Source organism: Rhodococcus sp. NPDC078407, from assembly GCF_044542515.1.
Classification (GTDB): Bacteria; Actinomycetota; Actinomycetes; order Mycobacteriales; family Mycobacteriaceae; genus Rhodococcoides.
Genome location: NZ_JBITUQ010000023.1, coordinates 44,257 through 59,987 on the forward strand (window position 1 = coordinate 44,257; position 15,731 = coordinate 59,987).

Sequence of the window (15,731 nt, forward strand, 5' to 3'; positions counted from 1 at the left end):
TTCAGAGGTGTTGCCACCGAGGTTTATTGGCGTAGGCGTATCGGTAGTACTCCGGGAGAGCGAGCGTCGACGCCGCAGCGTCGTCCAGCAGCACGCTGACGTGGGGGTGCCATTGAATCACCGAGGCCGGGCAGTGCGCCGACAGCGGGCCTTCCACCGCTGCTGCCACCGCGTCCGCTTTCGACTCGCCCGTCGCGATCAACACGAGGTGACGCGCCTCGTCGATTGTGCCGAGGCCTTGCGTCAGCACGTGATGGGGCACGTCCTCGGGCGAGTCGAAGAACCGCGCGTTGTCCGAACGCGTCTGCTCGGTCAACGTCTTCACCCGGGTTCGCGATCGCAGTGACGAACCGGGCTCGTTGAAGCCGATGTGCCCGTCGGTACCGATTCCCAGGATCTGAACGTCGATGCCGCCCGCTTCCGCAATCGCCGCGTCGTACCGCTGCGCCTCCGATGCGATGTCGTCCGCTTCACCGTCGGGCGAGAACACCGCGGAATCGTCCAGATCGACGTGGTCGACGAAGTTCTCACGAATGAACGAGAAGTAGGACTGCTCCGCAGTTTTGGCGAGACCGATGTACTCGTCGAGCAGAAACGCTCGGCAGTGCAAGAAGGACAAACCCTCGTCGCGATGACGTCTCGCCAGTTCGCGATAGGTGCCGACCGGGGTGGATCCTGTCGCCAGGCCGAGTACAGGACTGGATTTCGGTGAGGCCCGGATTGTCTGCTCGACGATGTCGGCGGCCGTTCGATCGACCTCGTCCACCCCGTCGAGAATCACGATCTCCATCTATTTCTCCTCCTGCAGCGCAATTCCGCCTCTGAAGACCTGCACCGGTTGAAAGAATGCGTCGACCACCAGCACGTCCGCTTTCATGCCCGGTTGCAGCGCGCCGATGTCGGACCCGAGACCGATCGTTCTCGCCGGTGTCGACGACCCCGCCCGCACCGCCTCCACCAACGGCACGCCGGCATCATGTACGGCGCGACGCACCAGATCCAACACCGTGGCAGTCCCACCCGCGATGGGTGCAGCGTCTGGATCGCTCTCCCGTGACAACCGCGCGACCGAGTCCTGCACCGTCACGTCCAGTGGTCCGAGTCGATAACGCCCGTCGGACATACCGGCCGCGGCCATCGCGTCGGACACCAGCGCAATGCGCCCGCCACCGACGAGATCGAATACCGCGCGCACCGTCTCGTCCGCCAAATGCACTCCGTCTCCGATCAATTCGAGCACCATGCTTCCGCGCGCCGCGGCGGCCAGGCATTCGCTCACCGGACCCGGTGCACGGTGGTGCCATGTCGGCATCCCGTTGAAAAGGTGTGTGGCCGTGATCGGCCCACTCCCCAGCGTGTCGATACCGCGGCGGGTGGTGCGAGCGTCGGCGTCCGTATGCCCGATACTCGGCACGATGTCGTTCTCGCGGAGCATCTCGGCGACGGCGGCGAACCCGTCCACCTCGGGAGCCAGAGTCATCGACCGCACCGCTCCCCGACCGGCACCGATGATCTCTGCCAGCAGACCTGGATCGCCGGATCGAAGCGAACCCGGATCCTGTGCGCCGCAACGAGCAACGGAGAGGAACGGGCCTTCGATGTGCACCCCGGCGATGTCGCCGGCTTCGTACAGATCGGCCAGCAACGATGTCTGGTGAATCAGTCGTTCCGGGGGTGCCGACACCAGGGACGCGAGCATTGTCGTGGTGCCGCGGGAGCGGTGATGCCGGACCGCCGTCAACAGATCGGCGTCGGCAGAATCGGGAAACGACGCTCCCGCGCCGCCGTGGCAGTGTAGATCCACCAGACCCGGGAGAATGATCGAATCGGACTGCGGTGCTGGATCTCCCGTCCATCGCGGGGTCGGTCCGACCCACGAGATGCGGTCTCCGGTCAGCACGATCGTGCCGTCCTCGATCACCTCCTCGCCGGTGACTACCCGCCCTCGTAGCGTCGTGGTCCTGGCAGTCATGCCCGAGTCGGTTCGGGCACCACATCGTCCTCACGCCCGGGGGTTCGCAGGTTCCACTTCTTGATGACGAAGCTGAACAGGAAGTAGTAGATCACCGCGTACCCGAGCCCGATAGGGATGAGCAACCATGCCTTGGTGGCGATTCCGTAGTTCAGCAGGTAGTCGATACCGCCGGCGGAGAAGAAGAATCCGTCGTGAATTCCGAGCGCGTTGGTCAACGCCATCGACGTTCCGGTCAGGATGGCGTGAATGATGTACAGCGGCCAGGCGACGAACATGAACGAGTACTCGAGCGGCTCGGTGATACCGGTGACGAAGGCAGTCAGGCCGGTGGACAACATGATTCCGCCGACGATCTTCTTCTGCGAGGCCTTGGCGTTGCGGTAGATCGCGAACGCTGCTGCCGGAAGGGCGAACATCATGATCGGGAAGAACCCGGTCATGAACACTCCGGCGGACGGGTCACCGGCGAAGAACCGGTTGAGGTCACCGCGCACCAGCTGCCCGCTCGCATCCTGGTAGTCGCCGACGAGAAACCAGACCACGGAATTCAGGATGTGGTGCAGGCCGGTCGGAATCAGCATGCGATTGGCGAAGCCGTAGATGCCGCTGCCCACCACGCTGTGGTCGGCGACGGTGTTTCCGACCCAGTTGAGCGCGCTGTAGAAGAGCGGGTAGACGAACGACATGATCACCGCAACAACGAGACCGGTGATCGCCGTCAGAATCGGCACGAGCCTGCGGCCGCTGAAGAAGCCGAGATAATCGGGCAACTTCTGCCGATAGAACCGCTGCCAGAGGATGGCCGAGAGCAGACCGATGACGATGCCCGCGAGAACGCCGTAATCGATCACGGCCGGGTCACCGTTGGCATCGACCTTGCCGTCGAGCACCACCGGCGACATTGCGGTGAAGACACCGTTCATCACCATGTACCCCACGACCGCGGCGAGTGCTGTCGAGCCGTCGGACTTCTTGGCCCAGCCGATGGCGATACCGACGGCGAAGATGAGGGGAAGCCAGGTGAACACGGCCTGACCGGCGGCCGAGATGACGGCTGCCGCGGTCTCCAGCGCGCTGAACCTACCCAGCAAGTCGTCTTGGCCGAGCCGCAACAAGATTCCGGCAGCAGGCAGGACAGCGATGGGAAGCATGAGACTGCGACCGAACCGTTGCAGTCCGGCCAATGATCGGGAGTCCTTCTTGGGCTCGGTGTCGACCGAGTCCGTGTTCTTCGGGGTCATGGCGACCTTCTCTTCGAGGCTGATCCATCGAGGGTGGATTTCACTGTTGTGACCGAGTGCCATCAGGGGTACTGTCCGGTCATTACCAGTTGTAGTTTGACCAGGTGGCAAGCTCGTGTCAACCCAGACTTGTGATCCAGCCGACAGGATTGCAGCAGAGAAGAGAGTAGGGCCAACATGTCCAAGGCGGACGCGATCGTCGACGGCCTCGGCGGAGCCGACAACATAGTCGAGATCGAAGCGTGCATCACTCGACTTCGCACCGAGGTCAAGGACGGCTCGTTGGTCGACGAGGCCGCACTGAAGGCGGCCGGTGCCCACGGGGTGTTCCACAAGGGCACTGCCGTTCAGGTGATCGTCGGCCCCGAAGCGGACACACTCGCGGAAGATATCGGTGACATTCTGTGAGCGACGGGAGATCGATCCTCAGTCCGGTTGCCGGTCGGGTGATCTCGCTCGCAGACGTGCCGGATCCGGTGTTCTCGTCGCAGATGGTGGGTTCCGGTGTGGCACTGCGCCCGGCGGCGACCGATGGCCGCGTCGAGGTTCGTTCTCCGGTTGCGGGCAGGATCCTCAAGCTCCATCCGCACGCGTTCGTCGTCTTCACCGACGACAGGGCGGGCGTACTGGTGCACATCGGCATCGACACCGTGAAGATGAAAGGTGAGGGATTCGAGCTCGTTGCGGCCGAGGGCGACAGCGTGCTGGCGGGAGACCTGGTGGTCACCTACGACCCCACCTCGATCGCCTCGGCGGGCTACTCCGATGTGGTTCCCGTAGTCCTGATGGACTCGAAACCCGACACGATCACCAGCGCACACATCGGCACCGATGTGTCCACGGGTGATGCGTTGTTCGAGCTGCCCTGATCTCACCGACGCGGCGTGGTGCGTCGGCGCCCTTCCACTTCCATCGACAGTTGGTACCGATCGCATCGGTACCAACTCTCGGTGTGTTCGAGCGGCTCGTCGCCGCTGAACGAGACTCGGTCGAAGTACAGCACCGGGGCACCACGCTTGGTGCCGAGCAGGGTCGCCGTATCGTTGTCGGCAGCAGTGGCTTTGACGGTCTGCTCGGCCCGGTCGATCGTCAGACCGTAGTGAGTCTGCACGGCCTCGTACACGGACTTGCTCAGATCGTGATCGATCAGTCCTGGGAGCAACGTGGCACGGAACCAGCCGTCGTCGACGCTCACCGGCTCTGCGTCGGCCAACCGTAGTCGCTTGACGTGGTACGTCTGCTCCCCGACGGCCAGTCCGAGGGCGCGAACCGTTGCCGCGGAGGGCTTTTCGAGCCGCGCGAACAGCACCACAGTTGTCGGCGTCAATCCTTGCGCACGCATCTCCTCCGAGAACGACGCCAGGTGCAGACGAGATTGCACCGTGCGACTGGCCACGAACGTGCCCTTACCGCGCACCCGCACCAGGTGCCCGTCGTTGACGAGTTGTCCGATCGCCTCCCGGACAGTGATGCGGCTGACGCCGTAATCTTCCATCAACTTCCGCTCGCTCGGCATCAGGTCGCCGGGCTGAAGTTCCTTGGTGCAGCGGTGCAGCAGAATGGCGCGAAGCTGTTCGTGCTTCGGGACCTGACTGTCCCTCAGATGTACGGGCATCACCACTGCGACGGCCTTTCGGTCACTCGCCGGACCAGGCGGTACGGACTGGTCCGGTCCAACCGAAAGACTACGCGACGTCGGCACCAACTCGACAGCAATCCGCGACCCGAGAAGTCGTGCTGGGCTGGAGACGCGACAGGCCACGGCGCACAGTGCATCATCGACACTCGTGACCACTGCCGACTTCGCTGACACACCGACGCCGATCTCGACTCCCGTCAGTGCCGGAATCGTGGCCTCGCTGGTGGGCTTCACGAGCTCGTTTGCCGTCGTGCTGACCGGACTGCGCGCCGTCGGTGCCAGCCCGGCAGAGGCGGCATCCGGATTGTCGGCACTGTGTGTGACGCAGGCACTGGGCATGATGTGGCTGTCGCGCAGATATCGCCAACCCATCACATTGGCGTGGTCGACGCCCGGCGCGGCGCTACTGGCCGGAGCCGGCGTGGTGACGGGAGAATGGCCCGCCGCCGTGGGCGCATTCGTCACGGTCGGCGTCCTGGCTGTCGTGACGGGTCTGTGGCCGGGTCTCGGCGCGCTGGTCTCGAAGATTCCCGTGCCCCTGGCGCAGGCGATGCTGGCCGGGGTTCTGCTACCCCTGTGCGCGGCACCGGTGATCGCCTTTGCCGACTCCCCCGCACTGATAGCGCCGGTGGCGGTGGTGTGGCTGGTCGTTCTCCGTTTCAGCCCCCGTTGGGCAGTACCCGCAGCGTTCGTTGCAGCGGCTGTCGTCATCGCCGCGGACTTGATCGGCAGTGGCACCTCGATCGCGGTGTCCGATCTGATTCCCGGAATCGACTGGACGGTTCCGCACTGGACCTGGCAAGCGACGATCGGTATCGCAGTGCCCCTGTACATCGTCACGATGGCGTCCCAGAACATCCCGGGTACGACGGTGATGGCGTCGTTCGGGTTCCGAATCCCCTGGCGCGCTTCGATGGTCACGACCGGAACCGGCACCGTCCTGGGCGCGTTCGCCGGCGGTCACACGATCAACCTCGCGGCGATCAGTGCGGCGCTGTCGGCAAATCCCGCAGCCCATCCGGATCCCAAGCGACGATGGATCGCCGCCTTCTCCGCCGGTTGCTCGTACTTGGTCCTCGCGCTGCTGGCCACGGCTCTGGCGACGCTCGTGGCCGCGGCACCGGCCGGCGTGGTGGAAACCGTTGCCGGACTGGCCCTGTTGGGCACCCTCGCCGCGTCACTGTTCGGAGCACTCGAACATGCGTCGGACAGAGAGTCGACCGTCCTGACGTTCCTCGTCGCCGCATCCGGCCTGACGTTCGCAGGAATCGGATCGGCGTTCTGGGCACTGGTCGTCGGACTCCTCGTGCGGTCGATCCTGCGACGGCAGTCCCCGGCGAATACTGCTTCCGACGAGACTGGCTAGTGTCTCGTTCATGGCGGATCAGGTGAAGGACGAAGCGGAGTTGTCTCGGGCGTCGGACTTTCCGGCACTCTGGCCGGTGCCGACGCGGTGGGACGACAACGACCACTACGGCCACGTCAACAATGTCACTTATTACGCGTACTTCGATACCGCCGTCAACGGCTGGTTGATGGAGACGACGGGCGTGGACATCCGCACTCTGTCGGCGATCGGCGTCGTGGCCGAGACCTCGTGTCGCTACCTGTCCGAGTTGAGCTTCCCCGACCGCCTCCAGGTCGGTCTGGCCGTCGAACGGCTGGGAACGCGCAGCATTGTGTACTCGCTGGCACTGTTCCGGGAGGCCGATAACGACGCGCTGGAACTGGCAGCTCGGGGTCGATTCGTCCACGTGTACGTCGACGCAGTCACTCGTCGACCGGTAGCCATCCCGGCCGAAATCGAAAGCGCAGCGCGCACTCTCGTGATCGGGACCGCGAGGGACTGACGGTTCTACAGGCCGATCTCGTCGGCGGTGCCCAACGCACGCGTCACGATATCGTCGATGAGTGTCGCGGTGGGTCCTCCCGCCACGGCCCGGTTTCGTGCATCGGCTTCCATCCGGCGCATGACGCCTTCTGCGATGATCGAGAGCTTCCACAACGCCAGGACCTGCCAGAACCCCACATCGGATACGTCACGCCCGGTCTGCTGCGCGTAGGACTCGACGAGCTCGGCCCTGGTAGGAAACCCGGGCAGCGTCGACGCCATGAACGGGCCCGCTACCCCATCGTCGGCTTGCGGCCAGTAGGCCAGCAGACCGCCGAGGTCTGCCAGCGGATCTCCCAGCGTGCACAGCTCCCAGTCGACGACCGCGGCGACGCGACCGTCCTCGCGGGCGGTGATGACGTTACTCAGGTGGAAGTCTCCATGAACCAATGCCACTTCGTGCTGCTGCGGAATGTTGGCAGCCAGTCGAGTCGCCAGAGAATCGATACCCGGTACGTCTCTGGTGCGCGAGGATTCCCATTGCTTGGTCCACCGCGCGAGTTGACGAGCGGCGTAGGGCTTGTGGCTCGCCAGATCGGCGAGACCGGACGACTCCAGATCTACTCGATGGACGTCGGCCAGTGCCACGGTCAGACCGAGCCCGATTCTGCGCCGATGGTCGGCGTCGAGCCGCTCGGCCGTGGCGACGGAGTCCACGACCACACCGTCCACGTAGCTCATCAGCACGAGAGGCACTTCGGTGATCGACGGATCCTCGGTCAGGGCAATCATTTTCGGCACCGGCACGGCCGTGTTCTGAAGTCCGGACAGAATTCGGTGTTCGCGCACCACATCGTGTGCCGAGGCCAGCAGGTGCCCGAGCGGTGGCCGGCGCAGGACCCAGGCTGCCCCGCCTGCGTCACGCACCTCGTACGTGAGGTTCGACTGCCCGTTTCCGATTCGGCGATAGGTCAGCGGGGACGTCGCGCCGATTCCCAATGCTGCGATCCAGGTCGACACTGCATCTTCGTCCAGCCCCACTACGCCCATCGGAGTGCCCTCGTTTCGCTGCGCGACGAAGGATCGTCGCTGCCGTCATCCAGTCGAATGATCGTAGCGAAGCGCAGCCCGTTCGAGGGCCGAGACTCCTCGAGTCAGCTAGCGCGGCCGAATGCCGAGATCAGCGCCGGAGTAGCGATCGCGGCCGCAGGCGTCGACGTACCGTGACGCCTGATGGCGACCTCGTCCACCTCACCGACGAGCAAGGCAATCAGTGCGTCCGGCTCTGCGTTCCACACCGAAGAAATGTTGCGCACCTCGGCCGGGGCGAAGAGCCCGCTGGTGGCCAATGCTTCCACCCACTCGGTCACCGCGTCGGCGGTAGGCTCGGGCACGGTGGACCGATCGAGGGAGTCCGCTTGGAACTCGTTGCAAAAGAACGCGCGGACCATGTCGAGCTGTCCCTGAGACATTGCGGTCATGTTCTTCTCCTTCGAGTTTCCGGCGTCCGATACGTGGCGGTTCCCGCCTTCGACGGGGACCGAAAACCGTATCCAGATCGTTATCAGTTCGCCTGTAACGTCAGAACGTGGTTTTCCGATGCGGCTGAAACTACGCCCTTTTGCTCGGTCTCGCCCGGGGTGAGCTCGACTCTGTGACTATCGTCACATACTTGGACCCATCCAAACAACATCTTGCAACGAAGTCATAGTTCGCTTTACAAATTACTGTGACCGCGGACAACGGAACGACGTTTGCCCAGCTAGACGCCCTGACGTCTCAGCCAGCGCGGCCATCGAACTTCCAGAATCCGACACCGATAGCTCGCGGTGCTCGACGTGAAATCAAGATCGAGGGCACTGAAATACGGTGGTAAACATTCCTCTCGCCTGTTTTAGGGCTGTTCGGCTGCTGAATCGGGCGCACGGCGAGCGTCCTTCCACCCACATCTCATGATCGAACGATGCTGCGCTCGCCGTGATGCAACCGTGACCGGGAAACCGACACGGCGTTCTCGAGTTCTTCACATCCGGCGTTCAGGATGATCGGGCACCGTTGCAGCCATGTCACCGTCGAGCCTCGGAAATGGACCGATCCGAAAGTCCCGTCGACCCGAGAACGCCCCAGCAACCAACAGCACGCCGGCGACCGAGGACACCGCGGCACATCCGCGCCGGCGAGCCATCGCCACGCGCGCGGCCGTGTCGGCATTGTCTGCATGCGCACTGCTGGTGTTGCTGATGTCGGCACCTCGCGTTGCGCCACCGGCGTCCACCGTGGAGCTACCGGTCTCTGCATTGGCCGACACCGCGCTCGCCGCGATCGATGTGACCACGGTGCTGATTGCGATCGCCGTCCTCGCTGTGGTCGCGCTGCTGCGCAGGCTCCCGTACGGAATCGGAGTGGTGATCGCCTGCACCATCGGGTCGGTGGTGAGCGGCGAGCTCGCTCGTGAAATGGCGGGCTCGTACGTTCCGTCCACCGGGCTTCCCTACGGACAGCTCGTGGCGGCGGGAGCACTGCTCGGTGCAGCATCCATGGTGGCCGCGCCGGTGTGGCGACCGGTGGTTCTGGGGCTGGGCACCGTCGCAACACTTGCGGTGGCAGCGGCAGCCTCGATCACCGGAGCTGCGTCCATCGTCGGGATCGCGAGCGCGCTGTTCGTCGTGTCGATGTGGTGGCCCGCATGTTCGATCGTCATGCTGTACTCCCCCGTCGCCGCTGCCCGTGAAGCGCGCAATCCGTTGGATACCGCCGCGATGGCCGTACAACGCAAGACGGGGCACCCCCGATGACTTCGGGAATGCCCCATCCTGCGTCGAACGAGCGGTGGTGACTAGAGAGCCTTGAGCTCCTCGGTCACCTCGGACACCGATTTCTTCGCGTCGCCGAACAGCATCGAGGTGCCCTCGGCGAAGAACAACGGGTTGTCGATACCGGCGAAGCCGGACGACATGGACCGCTTGAGGACGATGACCGACTTCGACTGATCGACGTTGAGAATCGGCATGCCGTGAATCGGACTCGACGGGTCGTTGCGTGCCGCCGGGTTGGTGACGTCGTTCGCGCCGATGACCAAGGTGACGTCGGTACGGGAGAACTCGTCGTTGATGTCGTCCATCTCCTTCATCGCGTCGTACGCAACGTCGGCCTCGGCGAGCAGCACGTTCATGTGCCCGGGCATCCGGCCGGCCACGGGGTGAATGGCGTACTTGACCTCGACACCCTTCGACTCCAGCAACTTCGCCATGTCCTTGACCGCGTGCTGCGCCTGAGCCACCGCCAAGCCGTACCCGGGAACGACGATGACCTGGTTGGCGTAGGCCATCTGGATCGCCGCATCGGCCGCAGACGTGGCCTTCACCGTTCCGCCACTGGCACCCGCAGGACCGGCAGCAGCATCGCCGCCGCCGAATCCGCCGGCGACGATCGCCGGGATGGAACGGTTCATGGCCTTGGCCATGAGGTTGGTCAGGATGGTGCCGGACGCGCCGACGATCATGCCCGCGACGATCATCGCCGTGTTGTTCAGCGCCAGACCTGCAGCCGCTGCAGACAAACCGGTCAGAGCATTGAGCAGCGAGATGACCACCGGCATGTCCGCGCCGCCGATCGGCAGCACCACCGTCAGACCGAGGATGCCCGCCAGCACCAGAACCGCGACGATCCACCACTGCGATACTCCGCCGCCCGGAGTGGCATTGATACCGATCACCACGGCAGCGGCAATCGCACCGATCAGCAGCAGGGCGTTGAGCGGCTGTTGCAACTTACCGATGGTGATGGGCGAGCCGGGCAGGGTTTCCTGCAACTTGAGGAACGCGATGAGCGAGCCCCAGAACGAGATCGATCCGATGATCGCCGCGAACAACGAGCCGATGACGATGTGCACCGTCGGCGATTCACCGTGCTTGAAGTTCGAGAACCCGGACGTGTCCAGGAACTCGGCCCAGGCGATCAGCGCGACCGTGCCGCCGCCGACGCCGTTGAACAGCGCCACCAGCTGCGGCATCGCGGTCATCTTGACCCGACGCGCAGGCGGGATTCCGAGTGCGACGCCGACCACCAGGCCGACCACGATCAGGATCCAGTTGCCGGTGTCTCGGATGGAGATCAACGTGGCCACGACGGCGAGGAACATGCCGACCGCGGCGATCTGGTTGCCACGCACGGCCGTCTTCGGTCCGGTCAGACCCATCAGACCGTAGATGAACATTCCGAAGGCGACGATGTAGAGAATGTTGACGAGATTGTCCATCAGGAGTCAGCACCCTTCTCGGCCTTGGCAGGTACCGGCTTGGACTTGAACATGCCGAGCATGCGGTCGGTGACCACGAATCCACCGATGACGTTGACGGTTCCGAACACGAGAGCGACGAACAGGATGACCTGCAGGCCGATGGACGGATCGTCGACCTTGCCGAGCACCACCAGGGCACCGAGCACGACGATGCCGTGAATGGCATTGGTTCCCGACATCAACGGAGTGTGCAAGGTGTTGGGAACCTTGGAGATCACCGCGAAACCGACGAACCCGGACAGCACCAGGATCGCGATGTTCGCGAGTAGCGGGGTGTACATCAGTTCTCCTTCTCACGTGTCACGCAGGCACCGGCGAGAACCTCGTCCGAGAAATCGGGGGCAAGCTTGCCGTCGACCAACATGAGTTCGAGCAATGCCGAGATGTTCTTCGAGTACAGCTCACTGGCGTGCTCGGGCATCGAGGCCGGCAGGTTCAGCGGCGAGCAGATCGTGACGTCGTGCTTGACGACGGTCTGGCCCGGATCGGTGAGTTCGCAGTTGCCACCGGTCTCCCCCGCCAGGTCGACCACGACGCTGCCGGGCTTCATGCCCTCGACGGCGGCGGCGGTGACCAGACGCGGTGCGGGACGGCCGGGCACCAACGCGGTGGTGATCACGACGTCGAAGCCTTTGATGGCCTCTTCGAGCGCCTTCTGCTGCTGAACGCGTTCGTCTTCGGTCAGCTCACGCGCATAGCCACCTTCGCCGGCGGCGTCGATCCCGAGATCGAGCCACTGCGCGCCGACGGAGCGGACCTGATCCGCCACCTCCGGACGCACGTCGTACCCGGTGGGGCGGCCGCCGAGACGCTTCGCCGTGGCGAGCGCCTGCAGACCTGCCACGCCGACTCCCAGCACCAGCACGGTCGCAGGCTTGACGGTGCCGGCGGCGGTGGTGAGCATCGGGAAGAACCTGGTCGATTCCGACGCGGCCAACAGCACGGACTTGTAGCCGGCGACGTTGGCCTGCGACGACAGTGCGTCCATCACCTGCGCGCGTGAAATACGCGGGATCGCTTCCACGGCGAAGGCCTGCACGCCGGCGGCCTTCAACGCGCCGATGCTGTTCTCTGCGTTCCGCGGTGCGAGGAACCCGATGAGCGTCGACCCCGACGACATCTTGGCAACCTCGGCATCGGACGGTGGGGCCACCTTGACCACGACGTCCGCCGACCATGGATCGCCGATCGTGGCTCCGGCAGCGACGTACAGCTCGTCCGGAATCAGAGCGCCGAGCCCGGCACCCGATTCGACGACGACCTCGACGCCCTTACCCGTGAGGGAGGCGACAATTTTCGGGACGAGAGCGACACGACGCTCACCTTCTCCCGATTCGCGGACCACACCGACGACCGTCGTGGATCCCGAACCCTTCTCAGCGCTCTGCGATGTATCCAAATCTCCGTCTTCCTGCGTTGAATGGTGCCCACCGATCGGCGAATGGTTACTGATCCGCGACGAGTGGACGAACCCATGCGACAAGGCACGAGGTTCCTGATAGTAGCCACAGGAAATGGAGCGCGGGTAACCCAGAACACAGTCCGATTCGTTCTGAATCGAGTCCGTTTCGACATTTCGCGACTACACAGCGAGCAATTGTGATGCACGCCATACAGGTCAAACCGTGATGATCGGACCCTACAGTGACAATCGTGGAACCTTGCATCTTCTGTGCCATCGTCGCCGGTGACGCTCCGGCCCGCCGCGTGTTCGAGAACGACCACGCCATCGCCTTTCTCGATATTCGGCCGATCAGTCGCGGCCACCTCCTCGTCGTTCCGCGCGAGCACGCCACCGACCTGAACTCGAGCCATCCGGACGCAGCCGCCGAGGTGTTTCGCGTCGGGCACACCCTGGCGCGCGCGGTTCGGCACTCGGACCTACGCGCCGACGGTGCCAACCTCGTCATCAACGACGGCACAGCAGCATTTCAGACGGTCTTCCATCTTCATCTCCACGTGGTGCCGCGGTGGCATCGTGATCGGCTGCGGTTCGCGGCCGGATTCGTGACGCGTCGCCTCCGTGAGCCCGATCGTGTCGCGGAGGCCGTCCGCGTCGGGCTGACTCGGCTAGAAGGCGAACCGAAGGCATGAAACTGTTCTTGTCGTCGTATCGATTCGGAGGGCACTCCGATGCCTTCGTCCAACTCACCGGACCGCCCGCGGATCTCGCGGTCATCGCGAACGCGTCAGATGCGTGGCCGGCTGCCGCGCGCGCTTCCTCGCTTCGCAGCGAGTTCGGCCCGTTGCGGGCTCTCGGGTATCGACCGGCCGAGATCGATCTTCGCGAATACGTGGGTCGGACGGCAGCGTTGGAGAGCGCGCTCGATGCATTCGGTGCGGTGTGGGTGCGCGGCGGCAACACGTTCGTGCTGCGTGCTCAACTGGCTCGCTCGGGCGCAGACGGCATTCTGAGCGAGCGTGTTCGAGAAGGCTCCATCGTCTACGGCGGCTACAGCGCGGGAGCCTGCGTGACTGCTCCGTCACTGATCGGAGTCGAGGATGCCGACGACCCCGGCGAGGTACGCCCCGTCACCGGCGTCGACACGGTGTGGAACGGATTGGGGCTGGTGGATTTCTCGATCGTTCCACACCTGAATTCCGTGTTGGACGAACACGATTCGGGATGGTCGACTCTGCAACGTTTACGTCGGGACGGCGTGAGCTGTCACGGCCTGACCGACGAACAGGCCATCGTCGTCGACGATTCGGAGACTCGGATCCTGGGCGATTGAACGCCGATCAACCCAGGCGGGCCAGTGGAGCCAGTCGATCCAGTGACGACCATGCCAGGGAGCATCGCCGCGCCGTCATCTCGTCCGCATCGCGTACGAGCATGTCCAGCAATCGGCGCGGAGCCTCCCGCCATGAGTCCGCGATGTCGAGAACAGTCGCCTTCTCGAACAACCCGGACTGCGTCAGGGCCCGAACCCAATCGTCGATCTCACCTCGATGGATCCGCTCGATGGTGTCGTATTCGACTCCGCCGCCGAGGAATTCGTACGAGAACATCGCCGCCACGTAGTTCCAGGAGTCACTTCCGGGATCGATCATGGTGCAGCCTCCTTGTCGACTCGCGCCGCGTGGGGCGCGAGGTCCGCTGCGCTGGACGCTAGCGTGGCGAACTACAAGATTGCGTGTCGACGACGCATCGATCCGGTAACGGATGAGGCTGATGTGACTGATGTGACTCGCCCCCACTTTTGTCCGGCCTCGCATCCACCCGCCGCGCGACCATGACAGACTCGAGTGGCGACGGTCACAATTTCGACGTGAGGAGAACCGGATGTCGGTGACGACGGATGCAGATGCCCGCCTGAGCGAACTCGAATCCCTGCTTTCGGCCGGTGCCGTGGTCACGGACCCCGACATCACCGAGGGATACCGGCGCGACTGGGCGAAGGATCCCGACGCCGGTACCCCGTTGGCCGTCGTGCGCGCACAGTCCACCGACGACGTCCGTGCCGTCATGCGGTGGGCCACCGAGCACAACGTGGCAGTCGTCCCTCGCGGCGCCGGTTCAGGATTGTCCGGCGGTGCCACCGCAGTCGACGGCGGCATCGTGCTCACCACGGAGTTGATGCGCGCGATCACCGTCGATCCGGTGACCCGCATCGCCGTCGTACAACCCGGGCTGCTCAACGCCGAGGTCAAGAAGGCAGTCGCCGAACACGGCCTGTGGTACCCACCGGATCCGTCGTCGTTCGAGATGTGCTCCATAGGTGGAAACGCCGCCACGAACGCCGGCGGTCTGTGCTGCGTGAAGTACGGCGTCACCACCGACTACGTTCTCGGCCTCGAAGTCGTCCTGGCCGACGGAACGGCCGTCCGGCTGGGAGGGCCACGCCTGAAAGATGTTGCAGGCCTGTCCCTTGCGAAGCTGTTCGTCGGCTCCGAGGGCACGCTGGGCATCATCACCGAGATCACCCTTCGATTGATCCCGGCGCAACCTCCCGCCAGTACGGTGGTCGCCTCGTTCGCGTCGGTGCACGACGCCACCGCCGCCATTCTCGCCATCACCCGAAACCTGCGGCCCTCGATGCTCGAGTTCATGGACCGCGCGTCCATCGGAGCCGTGGAGGACGCGATGAACATGGGCCTCGACCGCGACGCTGCGGCGATGCTCATCGCTAGGTCCGACTCTCCCGGAGCAGATCGCGGACGCGAAATCGAGATCATGGCGGCCGCATGCAGCGCGGCCGGAGCCTCGGAGGTGTTCACCACCGATGACCCGGACGAGGGCGAGGCCTTCGCTGCGGCGCGGCGATTCGCCATTCCTGCGGTCGAACGACTCGGCAGCCTGCTGCTCGAGGACGTTGGGGTTCCGCTGCCCGCTCTGCCGGCTCTTGTGGACGGTATCGCCGAACTGTCCACCAAATACGACGTATTGGTTGCCGTCATCGCCCACGCCGGCGACGGCAACACCCACCCGCTCATCGTCTTCGACCCCGAGGACGCCGACATGACCCGCCGCGCCAACATTGCCTTCGGGGCGATCATGGATCTGGCAATCTCTCTGGGCGGCACCATCACCGGCGAACACGGCGTCGGCCGCCTCAAGAAGGCGTGGCTGCCCGATCAGGTCGGAGAAGACGTCATGGAACTGACCCGGCGGATCAAGACCGCACTCGATCCGGCGGGGATCCTCAACCCCGGTGCTGTGCTCTGATTCCTGGGCCCGCCAATCTTCGACTTACGATTCCAGTGATCGGTGTGGTGGAATAGGCGCGGCTCCGGGGGGAGTT

Annotated in this window: 18 protein-coding genes; 8 read left to right on the forward strand and 10 right to left on the reverse strand. The window is 64.4% G+C overall.

Annotated elements, in window-relative coordinates; all coding sequences use genetic code 11:
* Position 1: 1 nt before the first annotated feature.
* The 3 genes from nagB to ACIGGF_RS20260 are packed head-to-tail and all read right to left on the reverse strand — an operon-like array spanning position 2 to position 3,216.
* Positions 2-790 carry a glucosamine-6-phosphate deaminase gene (nagB, locus tag ACIGGF_RS20250; RefSeq protein WP_397522949.1) on the reverse strand — a complete coding sequence of 263 codons (789 nt, stop codon included), beginning with the start codon at positions 788-790 and terminating at the stop codon, positions 2-4.
* Positions 791-1,972 carry an N-acetylglucosamine-6-phosphate deacetylase gene (locus tag ACIGGF_RS20255; protein WP_397522950.1) on the reverse strand — a complete coding sequence of 394 codons (1,182 nt, stop codon included), beginning with the start codon at positions 1,970-1,972 and terminating at the stop codon, positions 791-793. It lies immediately after the preceding gene.
* Entirely contained in the window at positions 1,969-3,216 is a 1,248-nt protein-coding gene (locus ACIGGF_RS20260; RefSeq protein WP_397522986.1) for a PTS transporter subunit EIIC, read from the reverse strand. The genes ACIGGF_RS20255 and ACIGGF_RS20260 overlap by 4 nt, the downstream gene beginning before the upstream one ends.
* Positions 3,217-3,393: 177 nt before the next feature.
* On the opposite strand from ACIGGF_RS20260, the gene ACIGGF_RS20265 reads away from it, so the two are divergent.
* Together ACIGGF_RS20265 and ACIGGF_RS20270 are read left to right on the forward strand one after the other, a co-directional pair.
* On the forward strand, positions 3,394-3,624 hold the full coding sequence (locus ACIGGF_RS20265) for a glucose PTS transporter subunit EIIB (RefSeq protein WP_397522951.1): 231 nt from the start codon (positions 3,394-3,396) through the stop codon (positions 3,622-3,624).
* Positions 3,621-4,085 carry a PTS glucose transporter subunit IIA gene (locus ACIGGF_RS20270; protein WP_397522952.1) on the forward strand — a complete coding sequence of 155 codons (465 nt, stop codon included), beginning with the start codon at positions 3,621-3,623 and terminating at the stop codon, positions 4,083-4,085. The genes ACIGGF_RS20265 and ACIGGF_RS20270 overlap by 4 nt, the downstream gene beginning before the upstream one ends.
* A gap of 2 nt (positions 4,086-4,087) precedes the next feature.
* Here ACIGGF_RS20270 and ACIGGF_RS20275 read toward each other — a convergent pair whose 3' ends face one another.
* Positions 4,088-4,834, reverse strand: coding sequence for a GntR family transcriptional regulator (locus ACIGGF_RS20275; RefSeq protein ID WP_397522987.1), 747 nt, complete (start codon positions 4,832-4,834; stop codon positions 4,088-4,090).
* A 169-nt stretch (positions 4,835-5,003) separates the two neighbouring features.
* On the opposite strand from ACIGGF_RS20275, the gene ACIGGF_RS20280 reads away from it, so the two are divergent.
* Positions 5,004-6,221, forward strand: coding sequence for a benzoate/H(+) symporter BenE family transporter (locus ACIGGF_RS20280; protein ID WP_397522953.1), 1,218 nt, complete (start codon positions 5,004-5,006; stop codon positions 6,219-6,221).
* Positions 6,222-6,231: 10 nt separating this feature from the next.
* The gene (locus ACIGGF_RS20285; protein WP_397522954.1) at positions 6,232-6,705 is read left to right on the forward strand and encodes an acyl-CoA thioesterase; all 474 of its coding nucleotides are present in this window, start codon (positions 6,232-6,234) and stop codon (positions 6,703-6,705) included.
* Positions 6,706-6,710: 5 nt separating this feature from the next.
* Here the strand turns inward: ACIGGF_RS20285 and ACIGGF_RS20290 are convergent, their stop codons facing one another.
* Together ACIGGF_RS20290 and ACIGGF_RS20295 are read right to left on the reverse strand one after the other, a co-directional pair.
* The gene (locus ACIGGF_RS20290; protein ID WP_397522955.1) at positions 6,711-7,736 is read right to left on the reverse strand and encodes a phosphotransferase family protein; all 1,026 of its coding nucleotides are present in this window, start codon (positions 7,734-7,736) and stop codon (positions 6,711-6,713) included.
* Between the two features lie 104 nt (positions 7,737-7,840).
* On the reverse strand, positions 7,841-8,167 hold the full coding sequence (locus tag ACIGGF_RS20295) for a hypothetical protein (RefSeq protein ID WP_397522956.1): 327 nt from the start codon (positions 8,165-8,167) through the stop codon (positions 7,841-7,843).
* 582 nt (positions 8,168-8,749) lie between these two features.
* Here ACIGGF_RS20295 and ACIGGF_RS20300 point away from each other — a divergent pair.
* On the forward strand, positions 8,750-9,481 hold the full coding sequence (locus tag ACIGGF_RS20300) for a hypothetical protein (RefSeq protein WP_397522957.1): 732 nt from the start codon (positions 8,750-8,752) through the stop codon (positions 9,479-9,481).
* A gap of 41 nt (positions 9,482-9,522) precedes the next feature.
* Here the strand turns inward: ACIGGF_RS20300 and ACIGGF_RS20305 are convergent, their stop codons facing one another.
* Genes ACIGGF_RS20305 through ACIGGF_RS20315 form a run of 3 tightly spaced genes read right to left on the reverse strand, consistent with a single transcriptional unit; the run spans position 9,523 to position 12,385 of the window.
* Positions 9,523-10,944, reverse strand: a complete 1,422-nt coding sequence (locus ACIGGF_RS20305) for an NAD(P)(+) transhydrogenase (Re/Si-specific) subunit beta (RefSeq protein ID WP_397522958.1) — start codon at positions 10,942-10,944, stop codon at positions 9,523-9,525.
* Entirely contained in the window at positions 10,944-11,267 is a 324-nt protein-coding gene (locus ACIGGF_RS20310) for an NAD(P) transhydrogenase subunit alpha (RefSeq protein WP_032393485.1), read from the reverse strand. Before ACIGGF_RS20310 ends, ACIGGF_RS20305 begins: the two co-directional genes overlap by 1 nt.
* Positions 11,267-12,385, reverse strand: a complete 1,119-nt coding sequence (locus ACIGGF_RS20315) for a Re/Si-specific NAD(P)(+) transhydrogenase subunit alpha (RefSeq protein ID WP_397522959.1) — start codon at positions 12,383-12,385, stop codon at positions 11,267-11,269. The genes ACIGGF_RS20310 and ACIGGF_RS20315 overlap by 1 nt, the downstream gene beginning before the upstream one ends.
* Before the next feature lie 245 nt (positions 12,386-12,630).
* Between ACIGGF_RS20315 and ACIGGF_RS20320 the strand changes: the two genes are divergently transcribed.
* Both ACIGGF_RS20320 and ACIGGF_RS20325 read left to right on the forward strand, forming a co-directional pair.
* Positions 12,631-13,080: an HIT family protein gene (locus ACIGGF_RS20320; protein ID WP_397522960.1), complete on the forward strand. Its 450-nt coding sequence runs from the start codon at positions 12,631-12,633 to the stop codon at positions 13,078-13,080.
* On the forward strand, positions 13,077-13,721 hold the full coding sequence (locus ACIGGF_RS20325) for a Type 1 glutamine amidotransferase-like domain-containing protein (protein WP_397522961.1): 645 nt from the start codon (positions 13,077-13,079) through the stop codon (positions 13,719-13,721). Before ACIGGF_RS20320 ends, ACIGGF_RS20325 begins: the two co-directional genes overlap by 4 nt.
* Positions 13,722-13,728: 7 nt before the next feature.
* Here the strand turns inward: ACIGGF_RS20325 and ACIGGF_RS20330 are convergent, their stop codons facing one another.
* A complete protein-coding gene (locus tag ACIGGF_RS20330) occupies positions 13,729-14,040 on the reverse strand; it encodes a hypothetical protein (RefSeq protein WP_397522962.1) in 312 nt (103 codons plus the stop codon).
* A gap of 232 nt (positions 14,041-14,272) precedes the next feature.
* On the opposite strand from ACIGGF_RS20330, the gene ACIGGF_RS20335 reads away from it, so the two are divergent.
* Positions 14,273-15,655: an FAD-binding oxidoreductase gene (locus ACIGGF_RS20335; protein ID WP_397522963.1), complete on the forward strand. Its 1,383-nt coding sequence runs from the start codon at positions 14,273-14,275 to the stop codon at positions 15,653-15,655.
* Positions 15,656-15,731: the final 76 nt, after the last annotated feature.

Coding starts and splice junctions, on each gene's coding strand:
- ACIGGF_RS20310 (WP_032393485.1), bottom strand. CDS start 11,267: ATGTACACCCCGCTACTCGCGAACATCGCGATCCTGGTGCTGTCCGGG.
- ACIGGF_RS20305 (WP_397522958.1), bottom strand. CDS start 10,944: ATGGACAATCTCGTCAACATTCTCTACATCGTCGCCTTCGGAATGTTC.
- ACIGGF_RS20330 (WP_397522962.1), bottom strand. CDS start 14,040: ATGATCGATCCCGGAAGTGACTCCTGGAACTACGTGGCGGCGATGTTC.
- ACIGGF_RS20260 (WP_397522986.1), bottom strand. CDS start 3,216: ATGACCCCGAAGAACACGGACTCGGTCGACACCGAGCCCAAGAAGGAC.
- ACIGGF_RS20325 (WP_397522961.1), top strand. CDS start 13,077: ATGAAACTGTTCTTGTCGTCGTATCGATTCGGAGGGCACTCCGATGCC.
- ACIGGF_RS20290 (WP_397522955.1), bottom strand. CDS start 7,736: ATGGGCGTAGTGGGGCTGGACGAAGATGCAGTGTCGACCTGGATCGCA.
- ACIGGF_RS20285 (WP_397522954.1), top strand. CDS start 6,232: ATGGCGGATCAGGTGAAGGACGAAGCGGAGTTGTCTCGGGCGTCGGAC.
- nagB (WP_397522949.1), bottom strand. CDS start 790: ATGGAGATCGTGATTCTCGACGGGGTGGACGAGGTCGATCGAACGGCC.
- ACIGGF_RS20300 (WP_397522957.1), top strand. CDS start 8,750: ATGTCACCGTCGAGCCTCGGAAATGGACCGATCCGAAAGTCCCGTCGA.
- ACIGGF_RS20335 (WP_397522963.1), top strand. CDS start 14,273: ATGTCGGTGACGACGGATGCAGATGCCCGCCTGAGCGAACTCGAATCC.
- ACIGGF_RS20265 (WP_397522951.1), top strand. CDS start 3,394: ATGTCCAAGGCGGACGCGATCGTCGACGGCCTCGGCGGAGCCGACAAC.
- ACIGGF_RS20295 (WP_397522956.1), bottom strand. CDS start 8,167: ATGACCGCAATGTCTCAGGGACAGCTCGACATGGTCCGCGCGTTCTTT.
- ACIGGF_RS20255 (WP_397522950.1), bottom strand. CDS start 1,972: ATGACTGCCAGGACCACGACGCTACGAGGGCGGGTAGTCACCGGCGAG.